At 35.7% G+C, this 19,801-nt stretch carries 20 protein-coding genes; 4 read left to right on the top strand and 16 right to left on the bottom strand.

Annotated elements, in window-relative coordinates:
• Positions 1-39 precede the first annotated feature (39 nt).
• The 3 genes from msrA to AC4D4B_RS07040 all read right to left on the bottom strand — a co-directional run bounded on the left by msrA (position 40) and on the right by AC4D4B_RS07040 (position 2,580).
• Positions 40-1,002, bottom strand: coding sequence for a peptide-methionine (S)-S-oxide reductase MsrA (gene msrA, locus AC4D4B_RS07050; RefSeq protein ID WP_490999522.1), 963 nt, complete (start codon positions 1,000-1,002; stop codon positions 40-42).
• Between the two features lie 242 nt (positions 1,003-1,244).
• A complete protein-coding gene (locus AC4D4B_RS07045; protein ID WP_490999603.1) occupies positions 1,245-1,715 on the bottom strand; it encodes a PaaI family thioesterase in 471 nt (156 codons plus the stop codon).
• Between the two features lie 130 nt (positions 1,716-1,845).
• The gene (locus tag AC4D4B_RS07040) at positions 1,846-2,580 is read right to left on the bottom strand and encodes a DUF2238 domain-containing protein (RefSeq protein ID WP_490999521.1); all 735 of its coding nucleotides are present in this window, start codon (positions 2,578-2,580) and stop codon (positions 1,846-1,848) included.
• A 197-nt stretch (positions 2,581-2,777) separates the two neighbouring features.
• Here AC4D4B_RS07040 and AC4D4B_RS07035 point away from each other — a divergent pair, with 197 nt between their 5' ends.
• A complete protein-coding gene (locus tag AC4D4B_RS07035) occupies positions 2,778-3,251 on the top strand; it encodes a hypothetical protein (RefSeq protein WP_490999520.1) in 474 nt (157 codons plus the stop codon).
• 63 nt (positions 3,252-3,314) lie between these two features.
• Here AC4D4B_RS07035 and AC4D4B_RS07030 read toward each other — a convergent pair whose 3' ends face one another.
• From AC4D4B_RS07030 to AC4D4B_RS06970, 13 genes are all read right to left on the bottom strand, one after another.
• Complete coding sequence (locus tag AC4D4B_RS07030; protein WP_490999602.1) at positions 3,315-4,535, bottom strand: glutathionylspermidine synthase family protein; 1,221 nt, start codon at positions 4,533-4,535, stop codon at positions 3,315-3,317.
• A complete protein-coding gene (locus tag AC4D4B_RS07025; protein ID WP_490995146.1) occupies positions 4,528-4,989 on the bottom strand; it encodes an RNA helicase in 462 nt (153 codons plus the stop codon). The genes AC4D4B_RS07030 and AC4D4B_RS07025 overlap by 8 nt, the downstream gene beginning before the upstream one ends.
• Before the next feature lie 18 nt (positions 4,990-5,007).
• Positions 5,008-5,406: a DUF350 domain-containing protein gene (locus AC4D4B_RS07020; RefSeq protein ID WP_490995147.1), complete on the bottom strand. Its 399-nt coding sequence runs from the start codon at positions 5,404-5,406 to the stop codon at positions 5,008-5,010.
• Positions 5,407-5,429: 23 nt separating this feature from the next.
• Complete coding sequence (locus AC4D4B_RS07015) at positions 5,430-5,765, bottom strand: aminotransferase yhxA (RefSeq protein ID WP_490995148.1); 336 nt, start codon at positions 5,763-5,765, stop codon at positions 5,430-5,432.
• A gap of 217 nt (positions 5,766-5,982) precedes the next feature.
• Positions 5,983-6,978 carry a hypothetical protein gene (locus AC4D4B_RS07010; protein ID WP_490999519.1) on the bottom strand — a complete coding sequence of 332 codons (996 nt, stop codon included), beginning with the start codon at positions 6,976-6,978 and terminating at the stop codon, positions 5,983-5,985.
• Between the two features lie 114 nt (positions 6,979-7,092).
• Positions 7,093-7,461, bottom strand: coding sequence for a hypothetical protein (locus AC4D4B_RS07005; protein ID WP_490995150.1), 369 nt, complete (start codon positions 7,459-7,461; stop codon positions 7,093-7,095).
• 221 nt (positions 7,462-7,682) lie between these two features.
• Positions 7,683-8,633 carry a hypothetical protein gene (locus AC4D4B_RS07000; RefSeq protein ID WP_490995151.1) on the bottom strand — a complete coding sequence of 317 codons (951 nt, stop codon included), beginning with the start codon at positions 8,631-8,633 and terminating at the stop codon, positions 7,683-7,685.
• 663 nt (positions 8,634-9,296) lie between these two features.
• Positions 9,297-10,298 carry a hypothetical protein gene (locus AC4D4B_RS06995; protein ID WP_490995152.1) on the bottom strand — a complete coding sequence of 334 codons (1,002 nt, stop codon included), beginning with the start codon at positions 10,296-10,298 and terminating at the stop codon, positions 9,297-9,299.
• Positions 10,299-10,812: 514 nt separating this feature from the next.
• Complete coding sequence (locus AC4D4B_RS06990; protein ID WP_490995153.1) at positions 10,813-11,622, bottom strand: hypothetical protein; 810 nt, start codon at positions 11,620-11,622, stop codon at positions 10,813-10,815.
• Positions 11,623-11,640: 18 nt separating this feature from the next.
• Positions 11,641-13,278, bottom strand: a complete 1,638-nt coding sequence (locus tag AC4D4B_RS06985; RefSeq protein ID WP_490999518.1) for a T7SS effector LXG polymorphic toxin — start codon at positions 13,276-13,278, stop codon at positions 11,641-11,643.
• Positions 13,279-13,296: 18 nt separating this feature from the next.
• A complete protein-coding gene (locus tag AC4D4B_RS06980) occupies positions 13,297-13,566 on the bottom strand; it encodes a DUF5344 family protein (protein ID WP_490995155.1) in 270 nt (89 codons plus the stop codon).
• 15 nt (positions 13,567-13,581) lie between these two features.
• A complete protein-coding gene (locus tag AC4D4B_RS06975; RefSeq protein ID WP_490999517.1) occupies positions 13,582-13,968 on the bottom strand; it encodes a YwqH-like family protein in 387 nt (128 codons plus the stop codon).
• A 388-nt stretch (positions 13,969-14,356) separates the two neighbouring features.
• Positions 14,357-16,105, bottom strand: coding sequence for a solute:sodium symporter family transporter (locus AC4D4B_RS06970; protein ID WP_490995157.1), 1,749 nt, complete (start codon positions 16,103-16,105; stop codon positions 14,357-14,359).
• A 309-nt stretch (positions 16,106-16,414) separates the two neighbouring features.
• Between AC4D4B_RS06970 and AC4D4B_RS06965 the strand changes: the two genes are divergently transcribed.
• The 3 genes from AC4D4B_RS06965 (at position 16,415) to galE (ending at position 19,790) form a co-directional block, all read left to right on the top strand.
• Positions 16,415-17,404 carry a LacI family DNA-binding transcriptional regulator gene (locus tag AC4D4B_RS06965; RefSeq protein ID WP_490995158.1) on the top strand — a complete coding sequence of 330 codons (990 nt, stop codon included), beginning with the start codon at positions 16,415-16,417 and terminating at the stop codon, positions 17,402-17,404.
• Between the two features lie 206 nt (positions 17,405-17,610).
• Positions 17,611-18,801 (top strand): galactokinase, encoded by a 1,191-nt coding sequence (locus AC4D4B_RS06960; protein WP_490999516.1) that lies wholly within the window; start codon positions 17,611-17,613, stop codon positions 18,799-18,801.
• A complete protein-coding gene (galE, locus tag AC4D4B_RS06955) occupies positions 18,798-19,790 on the top strand; it encodes a UDP-glucose 4-epimerase GalE (RefSeq protein WP_490995160.1) in 993 nt (330 codons plus the stop codon). The genes AC4D4B_RS06960 and galE overlap by 4 nt, the downstream gene beginning before the upstream one ends.
• Positions 19,791-19,801 lie beyond the last annotated feature (11 nt).

Here is a 19,801-nt window from a genome sequence, read left to right as displayed (position 1 = left end):
TAAAGGACTGCCAATTTCATAATAGGCAGTCCTTTCTTATCATTCATTTTCAAATAAACTCAAATATTGACCATATCCCTTTTCCTCTAACTGATCTACAGGGATAAATCGGAGGGCAGCGGAATTAATACAATAACGTGCCTGGTCCGGTCCAGGCCCATCATCAAAAACATGCCCCAGATGAGAGTCTGATGTTTTGGACCTTACTTCGATTCTTCGCATCCCATATGAAGTATCAAGCTTTTCTTCCATTTCATGTCGCTGTATTGGTTTCGTAAAACTCGGCCAGCCACAGCCAGCATCATATTGGTCAAGTGAACTAAATAAAGGTTCACCCGAAATGATATCTACATAGATTCCCTCTTCCTTATTGTCCCAATATTCATTTTGAAATGGCGGCTCGGTTGCATTATTCCTTGTTACCTCGTATTGGAGCGGTGTTAATTCCGCTCGAAGCTGCTCATCACTTTTTGTATTCTTCCAGTTATCTCTTATAAATCGAGCACGGCCCGATCCCTCTTTATAGATATTATAGTGAAAAGGATTCTTCTTATAATAATGCTGGTGCTTCTCTTCCGCTCTGTAAAACGGGCCAGCCGGGAGTATCTTTGTTACAATTTCCTTCTGAAATCGTCCACTGTTGGCCAGTTCCTCCTTAGAATCCTCGGCTAAGCGATGCTGCTCTTCATTATGATAAAAAATGGCTGTTCGATAAGAATCGCCTCGATCATTAAATTGCCCTCCGGCATCTGTCGGGTCAATTTGCTGCCAATACTGTTTAAGCAGTGTTTCATATGACATTTTTTCAGGGTCATATGTAATTTGAACAGCCTCATAATGGCCTGTTGTATCGCTGCAAACCTCTTCATATGATGGATTCTCCGTATGGCCACCCGTATAACCGGATACGACTTTTATAATTCCCGGCTGCTCGTCATATGGTGATACCATACACCAAAAACAGCCGCCCGCAAATGTTGCCAGTTCCAACTGATGATCCATTCAGTATACACCCCACTATCATTATTTTGGGTAATCAACCCTACTATCTTTTCCAACCCTACTTCAATCGTATTCAAACTCATATGCGTATTTATATAAACAGAAAACAAATGATTTCTATTATGTATCTTATCTCTCAATTAAAAAGGCTGCTCTAAATGATTTTATATTAGAGCAACAATAAAGGCAGTGCAAACAAAAGGTCTCAAAACCCTTTGTTTAACACTGCCTCTTTAATTCATTCATCTTTTAAATGTACCAGGCATAACGACTGCTTCGACGACTCCCCTGGCACAAAGTATATCTTCGGCGTAAACCTCTGTTTCCACTTTCCACTTTTTCGGATGGATTTCAGTTAAAGTACCGATTGCAATCAATGGGACTCCCTCAGGTGTAGGCTTCATAAAATCAACATGTAATGAAGCAGTTACAAATCGAGGTGGTATTGCACCATCTCCCACATCGCATCCGTTCTTCCGATGGAGGGCCAGAGAGGCAGAGCCAGTCCCATGGCAATCAATTAAGGATGCAATGATTCCCCCATAGACAAACCCTGGTATTGCCATGTGAGCGGATTTTGGCTCATATACGGTTTTTGTCTTATCACCATCCCAGCCAGTCCGAAAATGATGTCCATCTTTATTCAGTCGCCCACAGCCATAGCACCAAGCAAAATCGTCCGGATAAATATCCTGGATTGCTTTTTCAACCATCTTTATCACCTAATCACTCCTTAATAAAATGAGTAGCTAAAGATTTTTTTCAGTTCAATATACATATAGATCTAAGCACATTAACCTTTGCTTGGTTAATGACTGCAGGTGCAACTTCTTTTTGCCATACTTAAGAACCAGTCTTTTCAGATTTACTCCATATCTGCTGTTCTTCATCCTCTATGATTCTACTTTTTTGTTGCTTTTTTAAATTAATATAGCCAATTGCGGTGACAGTGAATGCACCGAGAGCATCTACAATAATATCTCCCATCGTATCCATTACAGCGTCTCGTCCAATCAAGACAACACCCTCTCCGGTAATGAATTTTTGCATATTTGTTCCTAAGACACCATCAGCAAGAAACTCATAAATTTCCCAAACGGTTCCACAGGTTATTGCAAAACAAAAGGCGAATAAAGCCACAAAAAAGGGACTTAAATCAATTGTTTTCTTGGTGTTGTTAAGGAAATTGACAATAATGAATCCTAACGCTCCCAGCATAGCTGCACTAAAGCAATGTAGAATTAAATCCCAGTAAGGAACCTTATAATAAAAATTTCTAACCTCACCAAGGTAGATCGCACAAAATAAAAAGATAAAATACATAATTTCCATGATATCCGGTATATCTATGCGGAAGCGATGTTCAAGTTGGGATGGCAGGAAAATAACTATACATCCTGTTAAACATTGCAAAATCATTAATACATAATCACTTTTCACACGTTCATATTCATTCTGGGCAACGGCTGATGGGGCATTGATTAACATGTATATAGCATAAATGACTGATATCGCGAGTAATAGCAGAACTACTCTAAAAGTCCAGTTTTTTCTTTTTTCATATTTTATGTATTCCACTTTAACCCCTCCTCTCTCTTATTTTACCTTTATTTCTCTACATATTGGTATGGCAAATGGATACATTGCTATAAAAAGAGATTTTTAAGAGGATTCCATGCAATATTAGTCACTAAAAAGCTATCGGCTAAACTAATTGTATGGTAGACTCTCTTTAATTGGTCAATAATACGTAAGATATCTATGGCGGTGAACAGATGAGGCTTCCTAATGGGGTAACTGGATTCTCCGATTCAGCAGATAATCAACTGACGCCAATGGATGAAAAGCAGTTCAAGCAGCTCTGTTATTCTATTGTTAATTACAATGGCGGAACGCTTAATAAATGGAGAGATCCTGCATATCCAATGAGTTTTTATCATGCACATATATCATTTAATAATGAGGAATTACATATTTTACTGAATAAGCATTATCCCTTGCTTACTTTTGCCTCAAGTGTTGAGTATGAATCCATTGAATTCATTGATCTCCCCCATCTTGTCGAGATATTTTCCTCGTTTTATAAAGTACTCCATACAAGTGAGCTGAACCAGCCTGCCATTATAAAAAATCATTTAAAGCATGATTTTTTTCAAAACGATCATGACTTAACCTTCGCTGAATTAGACATAATTAAGTATTGGAAACCTAATATAGTTGGAGAGATTATTTTTAACTTTTGGAATTAAGAAACCAGGGGACCCTATATAGGGCCTTCCTTGGATAATAGTAAAGACAAAACAAGCAATCTATCAATCACCTATACCAACAGGCAAGTAATAGGAAAGATTATTGGTAATCATTCCGCCAACCCTGTAGCCGAAGGCAGATGATTTTCCATTAAGCAGGAAGCTTCCCAAGAGCAACCGGCCTTCCTGAAGACCCTTTTCACTTTGGTATTGTACAGTCGGCTGTTCCATATAAAGTTGATAAACTGAGGTGTACTCAGAATATGACTTTTGGCTATCTGCGTACATTAATCGGCCATCTTCACTAAAGATTTCAACTGTGTCGCCCTCACGCCCAAAGGCTGGTTTTTTCACATAAGGCAGTTGATTTTTCAAAAAGGGCTCAGCTTCAAGGTATGTCGGCAGAAAATAATCCTCTATCCACTTATGTTCCTCCTCCGTAAAAAAGGGATGTCCCTCTTCATGCAATCCCCAAATGACAGCCTGAACTGCTTTATTTTGCAGCAAAAATGCCGATGGTGGATTCAGGATGGATAGCTTCCCCTCTTCCACCAACTCTAGCAACCATAAGCCAATTGTATTCCCATCTTTGTCCTGATCCATAATAATATTTTCAATCGGAAAAGTTTGCCGATAAAGGATATCAATCCTGACGCCAAGCTCATCGAATAAGCCTACGCCTCTTTGGATTTGCAGCTTATGCAAGGGAGTGAACTTGGATGAGGGTACAGCCTGTTTAAGATACTGAACGGTTTCTCTATCCTCAATATGATCCTCATGAGCCGTAAACACGATATGAGGAGCTTTCCCCTTACTGACTTGCTGGATACTATCCTGAACTGCCTTATACAACTGCACCTCCAAGCCATCATTTGGATTCTCTGTTCCAAACTCTTTGCAAATACGTCCATTTATATGAAATAATTCCTTAATAAATGTGGGAGTATCTGAATTAATCTCGATACACTTATAACCATCTCCGTATGGAATTAGATCCAGGCGCGCGATCACACTTTCAGCCGGGTGAACTTTAAGTCTTAAAAAAGAAATTGTCTCTTCTGGATAACCCATCTCGAGAAAAGTTTCATATGGAACTTTACGTAATAGCGAGGCCATTTTTGAGTATACCTTGCCGATTCGTTCAGTAGCCAGGCGTATATGTGCTGCTTCTTGCCTGTCTATCAGCTTCATATCATATAAGGCATATTCCTCACCATAAAGATTAGCCCAAAAGCCCTCTATATGATCATAAAATTCGCTTCTTCTTTCATGGTACTTATCCATCAACATCATCTAACTCCTTAACATAAATCACATAAACACCCCGGTCTTCATCAATCTCAGTGGACGTCACTAACATCTGCCCGGTGCCCGGTACATCTACTACATCCTTCAAGAGATAGCGGAGTACTTCATAATGACTGTCGTAAGGAGTGCAAGAAAGCAACCGATAATTTTCCCGTAATTCATGATATCGAAATTCAATATGAATCCCTAGACCGCGGTAGTTTTTTTCTTTCTCCCCCTGCAAATTCCTCCCTGTTTCCTTAACCACAAGGATTTCCTCTTCAGCGGACATTTCATTCGATATTAGCTCATATTGTGTTCCTCTCACGATAAAATACGTACAAAGCTGTCTGGCATAGCACTCATCCACCCCAACAGTGGGGAGATTGTATTGATAAAAGGGCTCAAACCGCCCATTTCCTTTATCTAAATAATACGTTAATTGCTTCACTCCACTTACCTGCCTTATTTAATAGGATAAACACTTCGCTAAAATTAACCCAACAGCCAGTGACAATGAGACTAACATGATGCCGACAGCATGATTATCTTCCTCGATTGCCTGATGAATGCTAAACCTTATCGTAAGAACCTCTGCAAGTAAGAACACAACAATTTGTGAGACAATCCCGATAACTCCCCATATCACCATATCCCTAAGTGATACGGAATATTCAATTGCTGCCCCAAGTACGATTGAGAGCCCAACGATCTTACCGCCGAGTGACATGGCTGCTGTAGAGTTCTTCTCAGAAATCAACTTGAATTCCCTCAGCTTCGGCGTACTTACGGCAAATAGAGCAATTCCTGCAGCAAGCAATAACAAGGCTACTCCTAAATATGAAAGAAAATTAAGATATAAATTCATATAAATCCTCCCTTTTCAAAGACTTAACCTCCAAAAGATTTTGTTCCGCTGCCAAATCCCGAACTAGCCTTAATCCCCCCCTTAAAAGAGGAACTATTTTTATAGGATTGGTAACCCTTATTGTTCAGAAGCATGCTTCGATTTCCAAAAAAATAACCGCCATAATAATAATGGCCATGATACCTCGAGTTGTCATCATCACACTCCCAAACACCATCATCATCATCCCATTCCCAATCTCCGCAGTCTGAATCTGTGGGTTCTGGAGGAAGATCCGCATTTGATGTCCCACATCTGACCAAACCTATGGTCAATGCAGTTACAGTCACACCAATCATGATTTTTTTGGTTTTATTCAATCATCTCACCTCAAGCCCTCTTTTGTTATATTTTACTAAACACTTCCAATAAAAAGTATAATAATTGGAAGAAGTATTTATGTCTTTCCTTTAAGTTAGAGATTTTGATTATGCAGGATGCTTGTAAAAATTCCAGAAATAAAAAAGCCTCTAAAACTTGAATGTCTTAGAAGCATTTCGTGTAGTATTTAAAATAGTTATGTATTAAATTATTTAATTATCTATTTAATATCTTTAATTTGGCTTTCTCCCTTCGAAAGCACGCAAAGATTGATAGAGTTAGAATTAAAATTTCACTTTGAACGATATTGAAAATCAATGAAGCGTCACCATCATAAACCCAGCTATTTTTGTTCACAAGCAAAAGTACTACAAAAAAAGTTAGTAACATATTACTTTTTACAAAAAACAATATCCCTCTTTTAAATGAAAAGAATTTATTTTTCACCCTATTTTCTTTCAATGTGTGAAATTCAGTGAAAGTATCTATTATAAGTCTCTCAAGCTTTTGTATATATGATCTACTTCCAATAGATGCTATAGTTATTTCCTTATTCTTTACGTTTTCATTTTCCACAAACCAAATATAATCTTTCCCTGGAAGTAAAAATTCAGTGAAATCTGTAAGATTTTCATTCATGAATGTAATTTGGCTCATCTTTTGTTCATTATCTTTAAAGGCTCTTAAAAATTCTTTTGTTAGCTCTGCTTTCCCATCCTTTATTATTTCATTCAACTTCTCCTCTATAAATTGTTCTAACTCCTCCTCAGGAACAGTATGGATTAAGTCATAAAAATTGAAATCGATTTTTATAGCATTAGGAATGCTCAGATTATTTCTCTTAATGTCTATACCATAAAATTCTGCCAATATATTCTTTAAATCCGAAGCTAAGGCTTGAATGGAGAATGTATGCTTATTATCTTCAATAACTTCAACTAACAGGTTACCCTTTATATACGGGTAAAGAATAAGCTGTTTTGCATCCAACTTACATATTATCTTCTGTTTTGTACTTACTATGTATCTCAGAATATTTACTAAATCTATTGGTAAGTTAATTTCCTTACTTGAAGTACTCAGTACTTTTTTCAGTTCTTGATGCTCTAAATTTCCCTTACCAATTTCCTTAGCTTTTTTCTTATAACCCAAGCTTACCAATTCACTTATCAAATCTTGTGTGGAAATAGAAAATCCGTTCATTTCCTCCATAATGGTTCCCCCTAAACTAAACAAAGTAACCGATGAATATTAAAACTATGAATTGCTGTTTAAGCCTATCAAGATACATTTGACCTTAATTATCCATACATGAAGGAACCATCTTTAATCATAAATAGCCATAATCCATGCAAGGATCCACATTAGTGACAAAAGAAAGGCAATAGATATCACCTTTCTAATTAAGAAGGGATATGAACTAAAAGTTAGCTGAGCGTAATAATTGATACCAGATAATATGATAGCTATATATTGAAATAGATATCCTACGAATCCCTTTTTTTCTTCAAATACATTTGCCTCATATAAACCAATCACTACCCTCTGTGAAAATATGGAGGCAAAAGCAAATATAATATTACATGATAGTATTACAAAAATATAAGAACTCGGAATAGGCATAAAACCATCCAAAAAGAGTGCCAATAAAGTTAGACCTATTAATACAGCTATAAATGCACCAACTTTTTTCATATACGACACTTCCTGCTCAATGTTTTCTTACCTACCTGAATTGCTTCTCCATTATTAAATCTATATAGACAAAGCCTCTAAAACGTAAATGTCTTAGAAGCTTTCCTATAATCTTTATAATAGTTATAAATATATTCGTACTAAATATAGGAAAACGATTTATTTTATGTCTTGTTTACTCCCACACTTCCTTTATTTTGCTGACTTTGTTTAGTTGTCTGCTATTTAACACTCTTAGGACGAAAACAAGCGATGAGTGTAATAAATAAGATCAATACCTCACTAAAGATTCCAAATAGTTCATAAAAATCTCTTCCGACATATACCCAGCTGTTCCTGTTAATATTAATCGCTAACATAATTATAACGAGCACGATATTACTCTTTATAAAAAAGGGAAAGCCTCTTTTTAAAGAAAAGACTTTATCATTTAGTTTAGTCATTTCATCTTCAAAATCTATAAAAGTCTTTTTAATTAGATCCTCAATTATTTCAAAATAAGATTCTGCACCAAGGCTTTGAATAATAATTTCATCTGCTTTTACATTTGTGTGATCAATCATCCAAATGCATTTTGTACTTGGAACAAAGAATTCCATACTTACGACACGGCCTCTTTTTGTAAAAACTATGGAATTGATCTCTTGGTTATTCGTAGAGAAGTCCTCAAGAAAATTTTTTACAGATGTTTTGTCACTATTATTATGTATAAATTCCTTTAACTCTTCCTTGTTCATATCTTGAATCAAATCATAATTTATTACTTCCATGGTGATGGTTGTTTCGTATAAATCTAACTTGGAGGTATCTTCTAAGTGATAAAAGCTAATAAAGGATTTATAAAAATCTTCTCCCCAATCGATTATTGAGAAGGTATGGTGGTTATCTTCCACAACTTCTGTCAAGATTTTATCTAGCTTAATTGAATGAATGATTAATGTCTTGGAGTCATTCTCAAAATTAATAGAGTATTGGGACTCACCCAAATATTGTATAATTCTATTCTCAGCCGGACTGTAACTTTGTATATCTATTCCATTGATTTCAGGCTTACTTTTCTCATTTTGTAAGGACCTTTTTGAAATTTCCTTTGCTTTCCTCCTATTTCCTGTTTGAAAAAGTAATCGGACTAACTCTTTTGTTGATAGACTCAACTCATTTTTATCGGCCATTTTATCTCCTCGCTAACAAAATTTTCATTGCAACATAAACATCTAAATCGTATATCGCCGCAAATACAAACAATAGGAAGAAACTAAAAAAACAAAAGATAAACGCAAACAATTTATTTAATATAAATGGAGTTCGATTGAATATAAGTTGTATATGGTAATTCACCCCAGAAAAGAGCATTGCTAAATAATGAAATGTGTAATTAAGAATTCCCTTTTTTTCTTCATATACATTGATTTCATATAAACGGAGTATTATTGTTTGCATGAAGATGGATGCAAACGAAAATATTAAATTCGTAAGTAACACTATTAAAAGATAGGCACTAGGTATTGGAAAATCACTACTAAATAAGAATGCAGGAATGCTGCATACAAGTACAGCTAGGAAAAAACCAATGGATTTATTCATCTAATAATCATATCCTTATTAATGGATTATATTTAGTTTTATTACCGTTAAGAGGCATTTTGTAAAAAGTATAGATAATCAATTAAAGATTCCCGACATAAAAGTTATTATAAAAAGATAGGCACCACATAACAGACATGCGAATGATTTATTTACTATGATCGAAGTTCGATTAAATATAATTTGTACATGATAATTTATCCAGATAGAAATATAGCTATGTATTTATAGTCTAATATAACCCAGACTACCTATCTATTTACTATATTTAATTTGGATTTCTCCCTCCGAAAGCATGCAATGAATGATAAAAACAAAAATAAAATTTCACTTTGAATAATAAGAACTATAAATGACGTATTACCGTTATAACCCCAGCTACTTTTATTTATAAACAAAAGACCTAAACAAAAAATTAGCAACGCATTACTTTTCACAAAAAACGGCAATCCCCTCCTAAATACAAATAACTTGTTCCTCAACCTATTTTCTTTTGATTTGAGAAATTCAGTAAAGAAATCTTTAATTAGTTTCTCGATTTTTTGTAGATATGTTTTAATTTCGATACTTGATATTGTTAATTCCTGTTTCCTAATATCCTCGTTTGCTACAAACCATATACAATCTTTCCCCTGAACGAAAACTTCTGTGAAATTTATACGATTGTCATTCATAAATATAATTTGATTTACCTTTTGTTTATTAACTTTGAAATCTCTTAAAAATTCTTTCGTTGGCTTAGCATTCTTATCCTTTATTAAGTTGTCCACTTTTTCTTCTATGAATTGTTCTAATTCTTCTTCAGCCACAGTATGAATCAGATCAAAAAAATCATAATCAAATTTAATAGAATGAGGTTTGTCTAAATTATCTCGCTCTATGTCTATATCTATATCATAAAATTCTACCAATAATTCCGATAAATTATCATTAAAGGTGTGTATGGAAAAGGTATGCTTATTGTTATCGAACAACTCTACTAGCAGCTTCCCATTTTCATAAGAATAAAAGATAAGCTGTTTTTCACTCATTTTACATATAATCTTCTGTTTCGTATTAGCTATGTATTTCATTACTTGTCCTAAATCTTTTGGTATATTATCTCCCTTATCTAGAGTGCTCAGCATTTCTTTCAATTCTTGAGGATTTAAGTACTCTTTTCCCATTTTCTTGGCCTTTTTTCTATAACCTAATCCAATCATTCCCCTTATCAATTCTTCTGTGGAAATAGTGAAACTTCCTTTTTTCTCCATTATGGTTACCTCCTCAACTAAGCAACGAGACCCAGATTATTTAGAAATCTGTATTAATTGCTGATTAAATCCCATCAGAACTAATTTAATTTGAATTAACTAAAATACGATATCTCTCTAATCAAAGATCATCACAACCCACCCTAGAATCCACATCAATGACAGAAGAAAAACAATAGATAGAATTTTTCTGATAAAGAAGGGAAATAAACTAAATGTTAATTGAACATAATAATTAATGCCAGAAGTTATTATATATATATATTGAAAAAGATAATCAAAGAATCCCTTTTGCTCTTCAAACACATTGGCTTCATATAATCTAATTACTATGGTTTGTGTGAAAACAGAAGCAAAAGCATACATACAATTAAACGATAGTATTATAAAAATATATGAACTTGGTATAGGCATGAAACTATTTAAAAAGAGAGCTATTAAGGTAAAACCAATTATCACTACTATTAGAGCACTAACCTTTTTCATAATAAGCCACTTCCTAATCTATGTATTCCTACCTAATTGTATTTTGTTTTATATTGAAAAAATCGAATATCTGCTGATTTAATTGATTAAGATACTCATCTATTTTAACCGGAATGATAAAAACCTCTTTATTCATGATTCTATTGTAATCAAGATGCCATATAGATTGCTTGTTTGGTAACATGAAGTTAACTTGCCTTAAATCCATTTGATTTCTAATATAGTCCATCTCCATAAAAGATAAGTTATCAAATTGCTGGTTATTATCTTTAAAGTCAGCCAAGAACTCTCTCAAATCAATATCTAATTCCTTATCACTTATCATATGCTCAAGATATTGTGGATTTAAATCATGCAATTCATTGTATAAATCCTCAGACAACATCATTGTCTTAATTTCTCTTCTAAAAGAATCATTAGTATTAGTTAGTCTATAATGCTTTCTTAATGTATCTCCAAACCCTTCCTTTGTTTGTTGTTTAGTAAAATAGTGAGCTTGATTCTTAATTTCTTGGAGTAGCACATTCTCCTCATCTATACAGTGAATAAAGAGTACATGCTCGTCCTTAATGCATCTAACTTTTTTAGTAGATACCATTAACAGATGTAACAGGTCCTCTACTTCTGGAACAAGTAAGGTTGATCGCGTTTCATCCAGGTAACCTTTCCCTTTTAAGGTAGATTCAGTATATTCTATAAAACGATCCACAGTCTCTTCGTCTTTACTACTATTTTTCAAGTTGATTATTACTTCACTAGCTACATTTTCATAACCACATAAGGCTAAAGCAGCAGCCAACTCATTAGAAGATAACTTTAGAGATTTAGTTTGAATCAATTAATTTCCCTCCTAAATTTAATTGAATAATCCAGATACAAAATCTCCTGCATCGGACATTTTATCTTTCAAGGCACTACCGGTTTTATTTGCTGCTTCTTTTAAATCGTCAACTTTGTTCTTCACAGCATTACCAGCTTTATTGGCCATGTCTATTGTATCTTTATAAGTATCTTCAACCGCCTTCCCTGCTTTCTCTCCAATATCTTTTACCTTATCTTCGATTGCAAATGATGCGACTATTCCAACCGTCGCTCCTACGGCCCCTCCAATGATAGTTCCTACTCCTGGACATACGAGTGTACCTAATGCCATTCCCCCACTTGTCAATGCAGCAACACCAACATCAAGCCCTATTCCAGCAGTTGCTCTCCCTATTCTTTCCAAACTAGATTTATGTTTATTCTTATCACTTACTATTTCACCAGCATTAGTAACAAAGGAAAATAACGTACCCACAGCTGGTATCTTCTTAACTAATGCTTTAAATTGATTCACATCTGTAAATTGGCCTAACGTTGCTTTAATATCGATTGGAAAGGCTTTATATGCTCTTAGAGCTTGATCGGAATATTTAAGAATCTTTCCATTTAATAAATCTTCATACTTAACCATATTTAAATGTGGTTTTATCCCAATTAAGCTTCGTAACACTCTACTTGGGGCGTTATTGAATTTTGAAAAATAATTTTGTATAAAAGATACTGAGCTGTTACTGCCTTTCTTAAGGATTCCATGAATGATTTCGGCAAGTTTAGAATTATACTTCCCTTGACTGTTTTGTTTCCAATCCGGATGTGCGCTAATTTTAAATTTACCGTTACCACTTTTCTCTAAAGTAAGTGCCTTTGAAAGGAGTACTACAGCTGCACCAGTCGCCTTTAAAATCTCTGTACCACCCTTGAATTTCCCCATCTTATCCAGCCAATCAGCGACATCTCCTATCACTGTTGAATCGCCTTGTTCTACGGAGAGCTCTACAGCTGAATCAATCATTTCAGTGAGTGTATCATTTTTTTTGAAATAATTATTAATCTCCTTGATCGTATTTTCGTTAATAACGATTCCTTTGCTGGACCATGTTTTAATTTTTTTAATGAAAGAGGATATGTCCTTTAAATCCTCTAAAGATTTTTTTAATTCCTTTACGCTTTGCTGGTCTATTTCATTGAGTTCATCAATTGTTGACTTATTATGAATTCGTGCGGATTCTATGGAGTAATGGATAGAAGTAGTTGATAGAGGAGAAGCACTGACTAAGTCTCTAACCTCATTAAAGTCTTGATTGATATCTTCTATAAGATCTTCTGTCATTCTTTCAATTTTCTTTAAGCCTTGTTCTACATCATGATCGATAAATTCCTGTTTTATTAACCCATTCTTATCCTCGTAATTTAGTATGGAGTCTTTAATCTTTTTAAGCTGTGTTGTGTATTGATCCAGAAACTGATTGATTAGTAGGACAGCCGGAATATGCAATACCGTAAAATGTTCTCTGATTGCATCTCCCATCTTGCCATCAAGTGAATCTTTCGACGAACCGCTTATCTTATTAAGGGAATCTCTCAGGTCGAGGATTTGTTCTTTTTCTTCTTTTTTCTTTTTAATTGAAGTATCAAGCTCAGAAAGAACTTCATTAACGTACAATACCTTCAAGGGATGGACCTCCTAACTTTATGAATTTTTACGGGCAAGTTCCCGATCTGTTTCAAGTAAATCATCTATGCTGGTCCGTGCAGTAACCTCACTATCAGCTAACAAAGCTATATAGTTTTTTAGAATCTGATAATATTCTTCTTCAATTTGTTTAACCTGATTAATTAAATCCATCTTACTATCTGCAAATTGAATATGCGGATTCGTTTTATCAAGAGATTCAATTTTACTCTTCAGATCATTTAGAATAGAATTCGCTCCACTTTTTTCAATATGGATTTCATGCATCCGTTTAACCCCTCCCTATGAATTTCTCAACTGTTCAATTCTCGACCTTTTATTTGATATCGAATTGTTTAAATTCCGATTAACAGCATTGTAATGCTCAATTTCATCTCTAATTCTATCTAGCATATTTTGGATATCCTTATTGCCAATATTCATATATAAATCTTCTATATCATCTCTTCTATCCAGAAACTTATCAGCGTGTTGGCCTTTCCATACACTGCCGGTAAGTTCCGGTTTATGGATATATCTTTTGTTATCAAAATAGTCATCCTGCTTATTCGATATATTCCTGTAAGCACGCTCCAATCGGTCTACCTTTTCATTGTTTTGACGTATCTTATTATTTAATGAAGAGATTTCACCATAAATTAAATTGATCCTATGACTATTATCTTGCATCTTTTCACCTCATTATCTAATTACATAGTCTCCCTAAATACCATATATTGTCATAGTTTATAATAATAAAAATTCAAAAAATACGATACTAAAGTGTTACAATAATTGAATAATTGAGCCTATTTTACTAGCTAAATAACAAACTTTTTACGTTAAACCATATATTTTTCCCTATAAAAACATTATGTATTAAAAATTACTAACCGTATCAATTAAACTGTATTACCTTTTGCGTGGTTTAATAAACCATAAATTTACAATAATATAAACTTAATTTCCTAGTATAGGTACTCTAAAGTAACAGACACCTAATTTGAAAGATGATGACTAAATTTATTCCATAATTAAAAATCACCTTCCTGAATCGGAAGGTGATTTTTAATTAGTATTACAATGCTTTTTTATTAATCGTACTTTTTTCTAAAGGTTCAGCTGTATTTGTTCTACTTCCGATTTTCTTGGTGACGAATAAACCGATCAGACAAATTAGAGCAGCTCCGGCAAGCCAAGCCCAAGTATGTACACCAAAGCCTGTTTCACTTGCGAGTCCGAGTTTCGAGAATACGATATAGAAAGCAGTGACACAGAAAATCATTCCCCAAGCAGCTTCCTGGCGATATCTCCATGGCTCCAGATTTACAAGATTTCTGCTAGGAAGAATATATGCCTCTTCCCTTGGTTTTATTTTACCAATTATCAACATGAGCAGGCAGCTGATAACAAATAGGATAGCCAATTGATACAAGAAGCTCATCTCTGGCTTAATTACAAGCTGAAGGATTGCATACGTTGCAATAAAGAAGGTTATGGAGATTTTAGCCGCGATAGCTGGAACTCTCTTTGTCACATAACCAATAAAGATAATCGTGAAAATCGGTACATTGAAGAACCCGTTTATGACCTGTAAGTATTGGAACAATCCGCTTGGTGCGTACATAATCAGTGGCGCGATAAACATCGAGATCAGAGCAATAAAGACCCCGAACCATTTCCCTTTCCTGACTATTTCCTCATCAGATTTATTTTTTCCAAAGGTTGGCGCATACACATTGATTGCAAATAAAGTTGACGCGCTATTTAAGATTCCATTGAAAACACTTAATACAGATCCAAACATGGCAGCTGCAAACAAGCCGATCAACGGTTTCGGCATTACTTCTGTTACAAGAGCCGAATACATTGTATCTGGGTTAGCTCCCGTATTACCGATAATCTGAAATGCCATAATTCCAGGGATAATAACAATAATCGGTGTAAAGATCTTCATTAAACCGACAAACATAATCCCCTTTTGTCCTTCTTTTAAATCCTTGGCCGCCAAGGCACGTTGAATAATAGATTGATCCGTTCCCCAATAATAGAAGTTCACTAGTAAAAGGCCCGTTAAAGCCGCTCCAAATGGGACAACATCTTGATTGGTACCAATCGCATTAAACTTTTCAGGAGTCGCTGCAACAAATTGTGAAAATCCTTGAGATATGCTGCCGTCTCCTAAAGTAAGCAACGCAAAAATCGGAACTAATAGACCGCCAATGGCCAAAGCAACTCCATTAAACGTATCTGAAATCGCAACCGCTTTCAATCCACCCAATATTGCATAGAAGAAGCCGATTATTCCGATCAACCAAACCATAATCCAAATGCCAGCCTCATAGCTGATATGAAAAGTGCTTTCAACGTCGAACATTTGGCTTAATGCTATGGCTCCCGAATAAAGGGTCGTTGGCAGCATGTTTAACACATATCCCAACAAGAATAATATCGACACAAACGATTTAACTTGACTGTCATACCGATCTTCCAGAAATTCAGGAATAGTTGTGATTCCTTGTTTTAAATAACGTGGAAGTAAATAAATAGCTACTAACGCCAAAACGAATCCGGACGTAACTTCATAAGCCATATTACTCATATTCCCCGCAAAGGATTGCCCACTCATTCCAACGAATTGTGTGGCATTTAGGTTCGTTAATAGTAGGGACATCCCAATAACGCCCCATGTTAAACTTCTCCCACCTAAGAAATAATTATCCTTAGATACTTTTCCTTTAACCTTTTCTTTCCTCAATTTTGAAAATGTATAGTAGGCAACTACACCCGTAAAGAGAATAAAAGATAGTATGATATACCACTGCACAATAATTTCCCCCTGCTGACTTATTATAAAAACGTTTTCATGGGTATCATAATAAATTTTAGTAAATTAATCAATTTATTTACTAAATATATCGAAAATAAATTAATATCTTTCAAAAAGAATCAAGGGATTATTATCATGATTAATCGGAAATAGCTATCTATATTTTAGGTATTTCATACTTCCACCCCTTACACCTTTCCTTAATAAAACGAAAATAATCTAAAGAAATTTACTAAAAAGTATAGTATACTGAAAGCGCTAAAATAATCGGGTTTTACTTTTAGAAAAGAAAGGGGGAGCTGTCCAATGGCCACGATTAAGGATATCGCAAATATGGTTGGAGTTTCGATTGCGACCGTTTCAAGAGTACTTAATTACGACGACTCTTTATCAGTCAGTGATGAGACGAAAAAAAGGATTTTTGAAGCGGCTGAAGAATTAGACTATCAAAAAAAACCTAAACGCAAACCTAGCACGTATAAAGTAGGAATCGTGAATTGGTATACTGAAAAAGAGGAATTAGACGATCTTTATTATATGGCAATCAGACTTGGCGTGGAAAAGCGCCTGGAATACCACAATATGAAGTTCACTAATTTTTCTATAGAGCATTTGCGTTCCCTCCAAAATGAAGGATTTCAAGGGATTATCGCAATTGGTAAATTCAGCGAAAACCAGGCTGAGGAACTAAAGAGTGTGTCAAGTAACCTTGTTTTTGTAGATAGTTCACCTAATGACGATCAATTCGATTCTGTTATAGTTGATTTCGAAAAAGCCACACGAAATATTCTTCAATATTTTCTGGATCAAGGACACACTAAAATTGGTTACTTAGGTGGGCGGGAAATTTATAAGGACCACACTTCCAAAATCGACGATCCTCGAAGAATTAGTTTTGAACGATTTCTATCGGACATGGGTCTCTATCAGGAAGCTTATGTGTATGAAGGCAAGTTTTCAGTTGATGATGGATACCACCTGATGAAACAAGCAATCAAGGATCATCCAGATGAGATCCCTACAGCCTTTTTTGCTGGAAATGATTCTATAGCGGTTGGAGCATTACGGGCCCTTCAAGATGCAGGTGTCCGCGTTCCGGATCAAGTTAGTATTGTTGGAGTAAATGATATTAGCATTTCAAAATATATGTCTCCCCCCTTAAGCACGGTTAAGGTCTATACCGAATTAATGGGTGAAACGGCAGTCGATTTATTGCTTGAGCAGTTATCTGGAAGACAAATTTCGAAAAAAGTAAGTATTGCTACACAACTTAAAATAAGAGGAAGCTCCAAGTAAAGCGCACAAATAAATGTGCGCTTTTTTGCATGGCAAACTGTTTAGTAAAAATTTTAGTAAAATTAATTGACTCCGTTTACCAATTTTTATTACAATAAAACTGGATACGCTTTCAAAAATAGGAAATATACTCTTGTATAAAGACAGACTGTACGATTCATTAATTATAAAAAGCTTTACCTAAAATTTAGAGGGAAGTGACCAATATGGAGCATCAAAAACTATTATCTGCATTTCACAGTGTTTTCTCAGGAAGTATGAATGATAAGATTCGTACCTTTTTTTCACCTGGCCGAATCAACCTGATCGGTGAGCATACTGATTACAATGGCGGGTATGTTTTCCCATCTGCCATCACCTATGGAACATATGGCTTAGTACGACTGCGCAAAGACCGCACCGTTCGGCTATATTCACTGAATTTCAAAGAGGTCGGGATGATTGAGTTTTCTTTAGATGATCTGGATTATGACCCATCCCATCAATGGGCGAACTACCCTAAGGGTGTACTTCGATATATAGCTGAGAATGGAAACGACCTGCCGAACGGCCTTGATATTCTCATATACGGCAATATTCCGAATGGAGCTGGCCTTTCTTCCTCTGCTTCACTTGAAGTTTTAATTGGCGTAATGGTAAATGAAGTCTTTCAATTGGAGATAAATCGCATCGAGTTAGTAAAGATTGGACAAAAGGTGGAAAACCAGTTTATTGGAGTAAACTCCGGTATTATGGACCAATTTGCGATTGGAATGGGAAAAGCAAAATCAGCTATATTGCTAGATTGTCAGACTCTAAGCTATGAATATGCCCCATTTGATATAGCAGATCATCAGATTATCATCATGAATACGAATAAACGAAGAGAACTGGCAGATTCAAAATATAACGAACGCCGAAGCGAGTGTGAAGCAGCACTTGCAAAACTGCAAACAGCAACTGATATATCTTCACTTGGAGAACTATCTATCGATCTTTTTGATCAACATAAAGCTGTCATTGGTGACTCCACTCTTGAAAAACGGGCACGCCATGCAGTTTATGAAAATGAGCGTACAAAAAAAGCCTTTCAAGCTTTACAGGCAGGTGATCTAGTCCAGTTTGGCATCTATATGAACGAGTCCCATATTTCACTTAGGGATGATTACGAGGTAACTGGACCGGAGCTGGACGCATTAGTGGAAGCAGCCTGGCAGCAAGAAGGTACCGTTGGCTCCAGAATGACGGGAGCCGGTTTTGGAGGTTGCGCGATTGCACTGGTTCAATCAGCTCATATCGAACGTTTCATTCAGGAAGTCGGAGATGCGTTTAAACAAAAAATCGGATATGAGGCAGATTTTTATGTTGCCAGCATTGGTGATGGGACAAAGGAAATTATAACGGAGGCGATTGTATGAGTACTTTAGTTCTTGGTGGGGCTGGTTATATTGGTTCCCATGCCGTATACCAACTAATCGATGAAGGTTACGACACAGTAGTGGTTGATAATTTACAAACAGGCCATAAAGGGGCTATACATCCAAAGGCAAAATTTTATCAAGGAGATATCCGAGACAAGGACTTTTTACGCGAGGTGTTTACGAAGGAAAAAGTAGACGCTGTACTTCATTTTGCTGCCTATTCACTTGTTGGAGAATCTATGGAAAAACCGCTCGAGTATTTCCGTAATAATGTATATGGGACCCAGGTACTGCTTGAAGTGATGAACGAGTACAATGTTAAGCATATAGTCTTCTCCTCTACCGCAGCTACATATGGAGAGCAGAATAAAACACCGATTACGGAGGAAATGCAGACAAATCCAACCAATGCCTACGGTGAGACAAAACTGACAATGGAGAAATTGATGAAGTGGTGTGATACAGCCTATGGCATGAATTATGTGTCGCTCCGTTATTTTAACGTCGCCGGTGCCCGTTCAACCGGGGAAATTGGTGAAGACCATCATCCAGAAACACACTTAATTCCAGTAGTACTGCAAGTAGCATTGGGACAGCGAGAATCTATTTCCATTTTCGGAGATGATTATCCAACGGAGGATGGCACATGTATCCGTGATTATATTCATGTTGAGGACTTAATCGATGCTCATATTTTAGCCTTGAAGTATCTTCAAAATGGCGGAGAAAGTAATATTTTTAATCTTGGCAGCAGCAAAGGTTTTTCAGTCAAGGAGATTGTGGAAGCAGCCAGAGCAGTAACAGGCCACGAGCTGCCTGCTAAAATTGCCCCTAAAAGAGCCGGTGATCCAAGTACGCTGATTGCCTCTTCTGAAAAAGCCGAGCGCATTTTGGGCTGGAGACCGAAGCGGACGTCCATCCAAAACATTATTACGGATGCCTGGAATTGGCATCAGGCCCATCCAAACGGCTATGGAGATAAGTAGTTAAATTGATT

Source organism: Pradoshia sp. Z6_59 (assembly GCF_058267515.1).
The sequence above is the reverse complement of the archived record's forward strand: the minus strand, read 5'-3'. Positions and strand labels throughout refer to the sequence as shown.

What these genes read in the sequence shown, in the direction of transcription:
- AC4D4B_RS06965 (WP_490995158.1), top strand. Translation starts at nt 16,415, where the DNA reads ATGGCCACGATTAAGGATATCGCAAATATGGTTGGAGTTTCGATTGCG.
- AC4D4B_RS07045 (WP_490999603.1), bottom strand. Translation starts at nt 1,715, where the DNA reads ATGGTTGAAAAAGCAATCCAGGATATTTATCCGGACGATTTTGCTTGG.
- AC4D4B_RS07005 (WP_490995150.1), bottom strand. Translation starts at nt 7,461, where the DNA reads ATGAAAAAAGTTGGTGCATTTATAGCTGTATTAATAGGTCTAACTTTA.
- galE (WP_490995160.1), top strand. Translation starts at nt 18,798, where the DNA reads ATGAGTACTTTAGTTCTTGGTGGGGCTGGTTATATTGGTTCCCATGCC.
- AC4D4B_RS07000 (WP_490995151.1), bottom strand. Translation starts at nt 8,633, where the DNA reads ATGGCCGATAAAAATGAGTTGAGTCTATCAACAAAAGAGTTAGTCCGA.
- AC4D4B_RS06975 (WP_490999517.1), bottom strand. Translation starts at nt 13,968, where the DNA reads ATGCAAGATAATAGTCATAGGATCAATTTAATTTATGGTGAAATCTCT.
- AC4D4B_RS06960 (WP_490999516.1), top strand. Translation starts at nt 17,611, where the DNA reads ATGGAGCATCAAAAACTATTATCTGCATTTCACAGTGTTTTCTCAGGA.
- AC4D4B_RS07010 (WP_490999519.1), bottom strand. Translation starts at nt 6,978, where the DNA reads ATGGAGGAAATGAACGGATTTTCTATTTCCACACAAGATTTGATAAGT.
- AC4D4B_RS07020 (WP_490995147.1), bottom strand. Translation starts at nt 5,406, where the DNA reads ATGAATTTATATCTTAATTTTCTTTCATATTTAGGAGTAGCCTTGTTA.
- AC4D4B_RS07030 (WP_490999602.1), bottom strand. Translation starts at nt 4,535, where the DNA reads ATGGATAAGTACCATGAAAGAAGAAGCGAATTTTATGATCATATAGAG.
- AC4D4B_RS06995 (WP_490995152.1), bottom strand. Translation starts at nt 10,298, where the DNA reads ATGGAGAAAAAAGGAAGTTTCACTATTTCCACAGAAGAATTGATAAGG.
- AC4D4B_RS07035 (WP_490999520.1), top strand. Translation starts at nt 2,778, where the DNA reads ATGAGGCTTCCTAATGGGGTAACTGGATTCTCCGATTCAGCAGATAAT.
- AC4D4B_RS06980 (WP_490995155.1), bottom strand. Translation starts at nt 13,566, where the DNA reads ATGCATGAAATCCATATTGAAAAAAGTGGAGCGAATTCTATTCTAAAT.
- msrA (WP_490999522.1), bottom strand. Translation starts at nt 1,002, where the DNA reads ATGGATCATCAGTTGGAACTGGCAACATTTGCGGGCGGCTGTTTTTGG.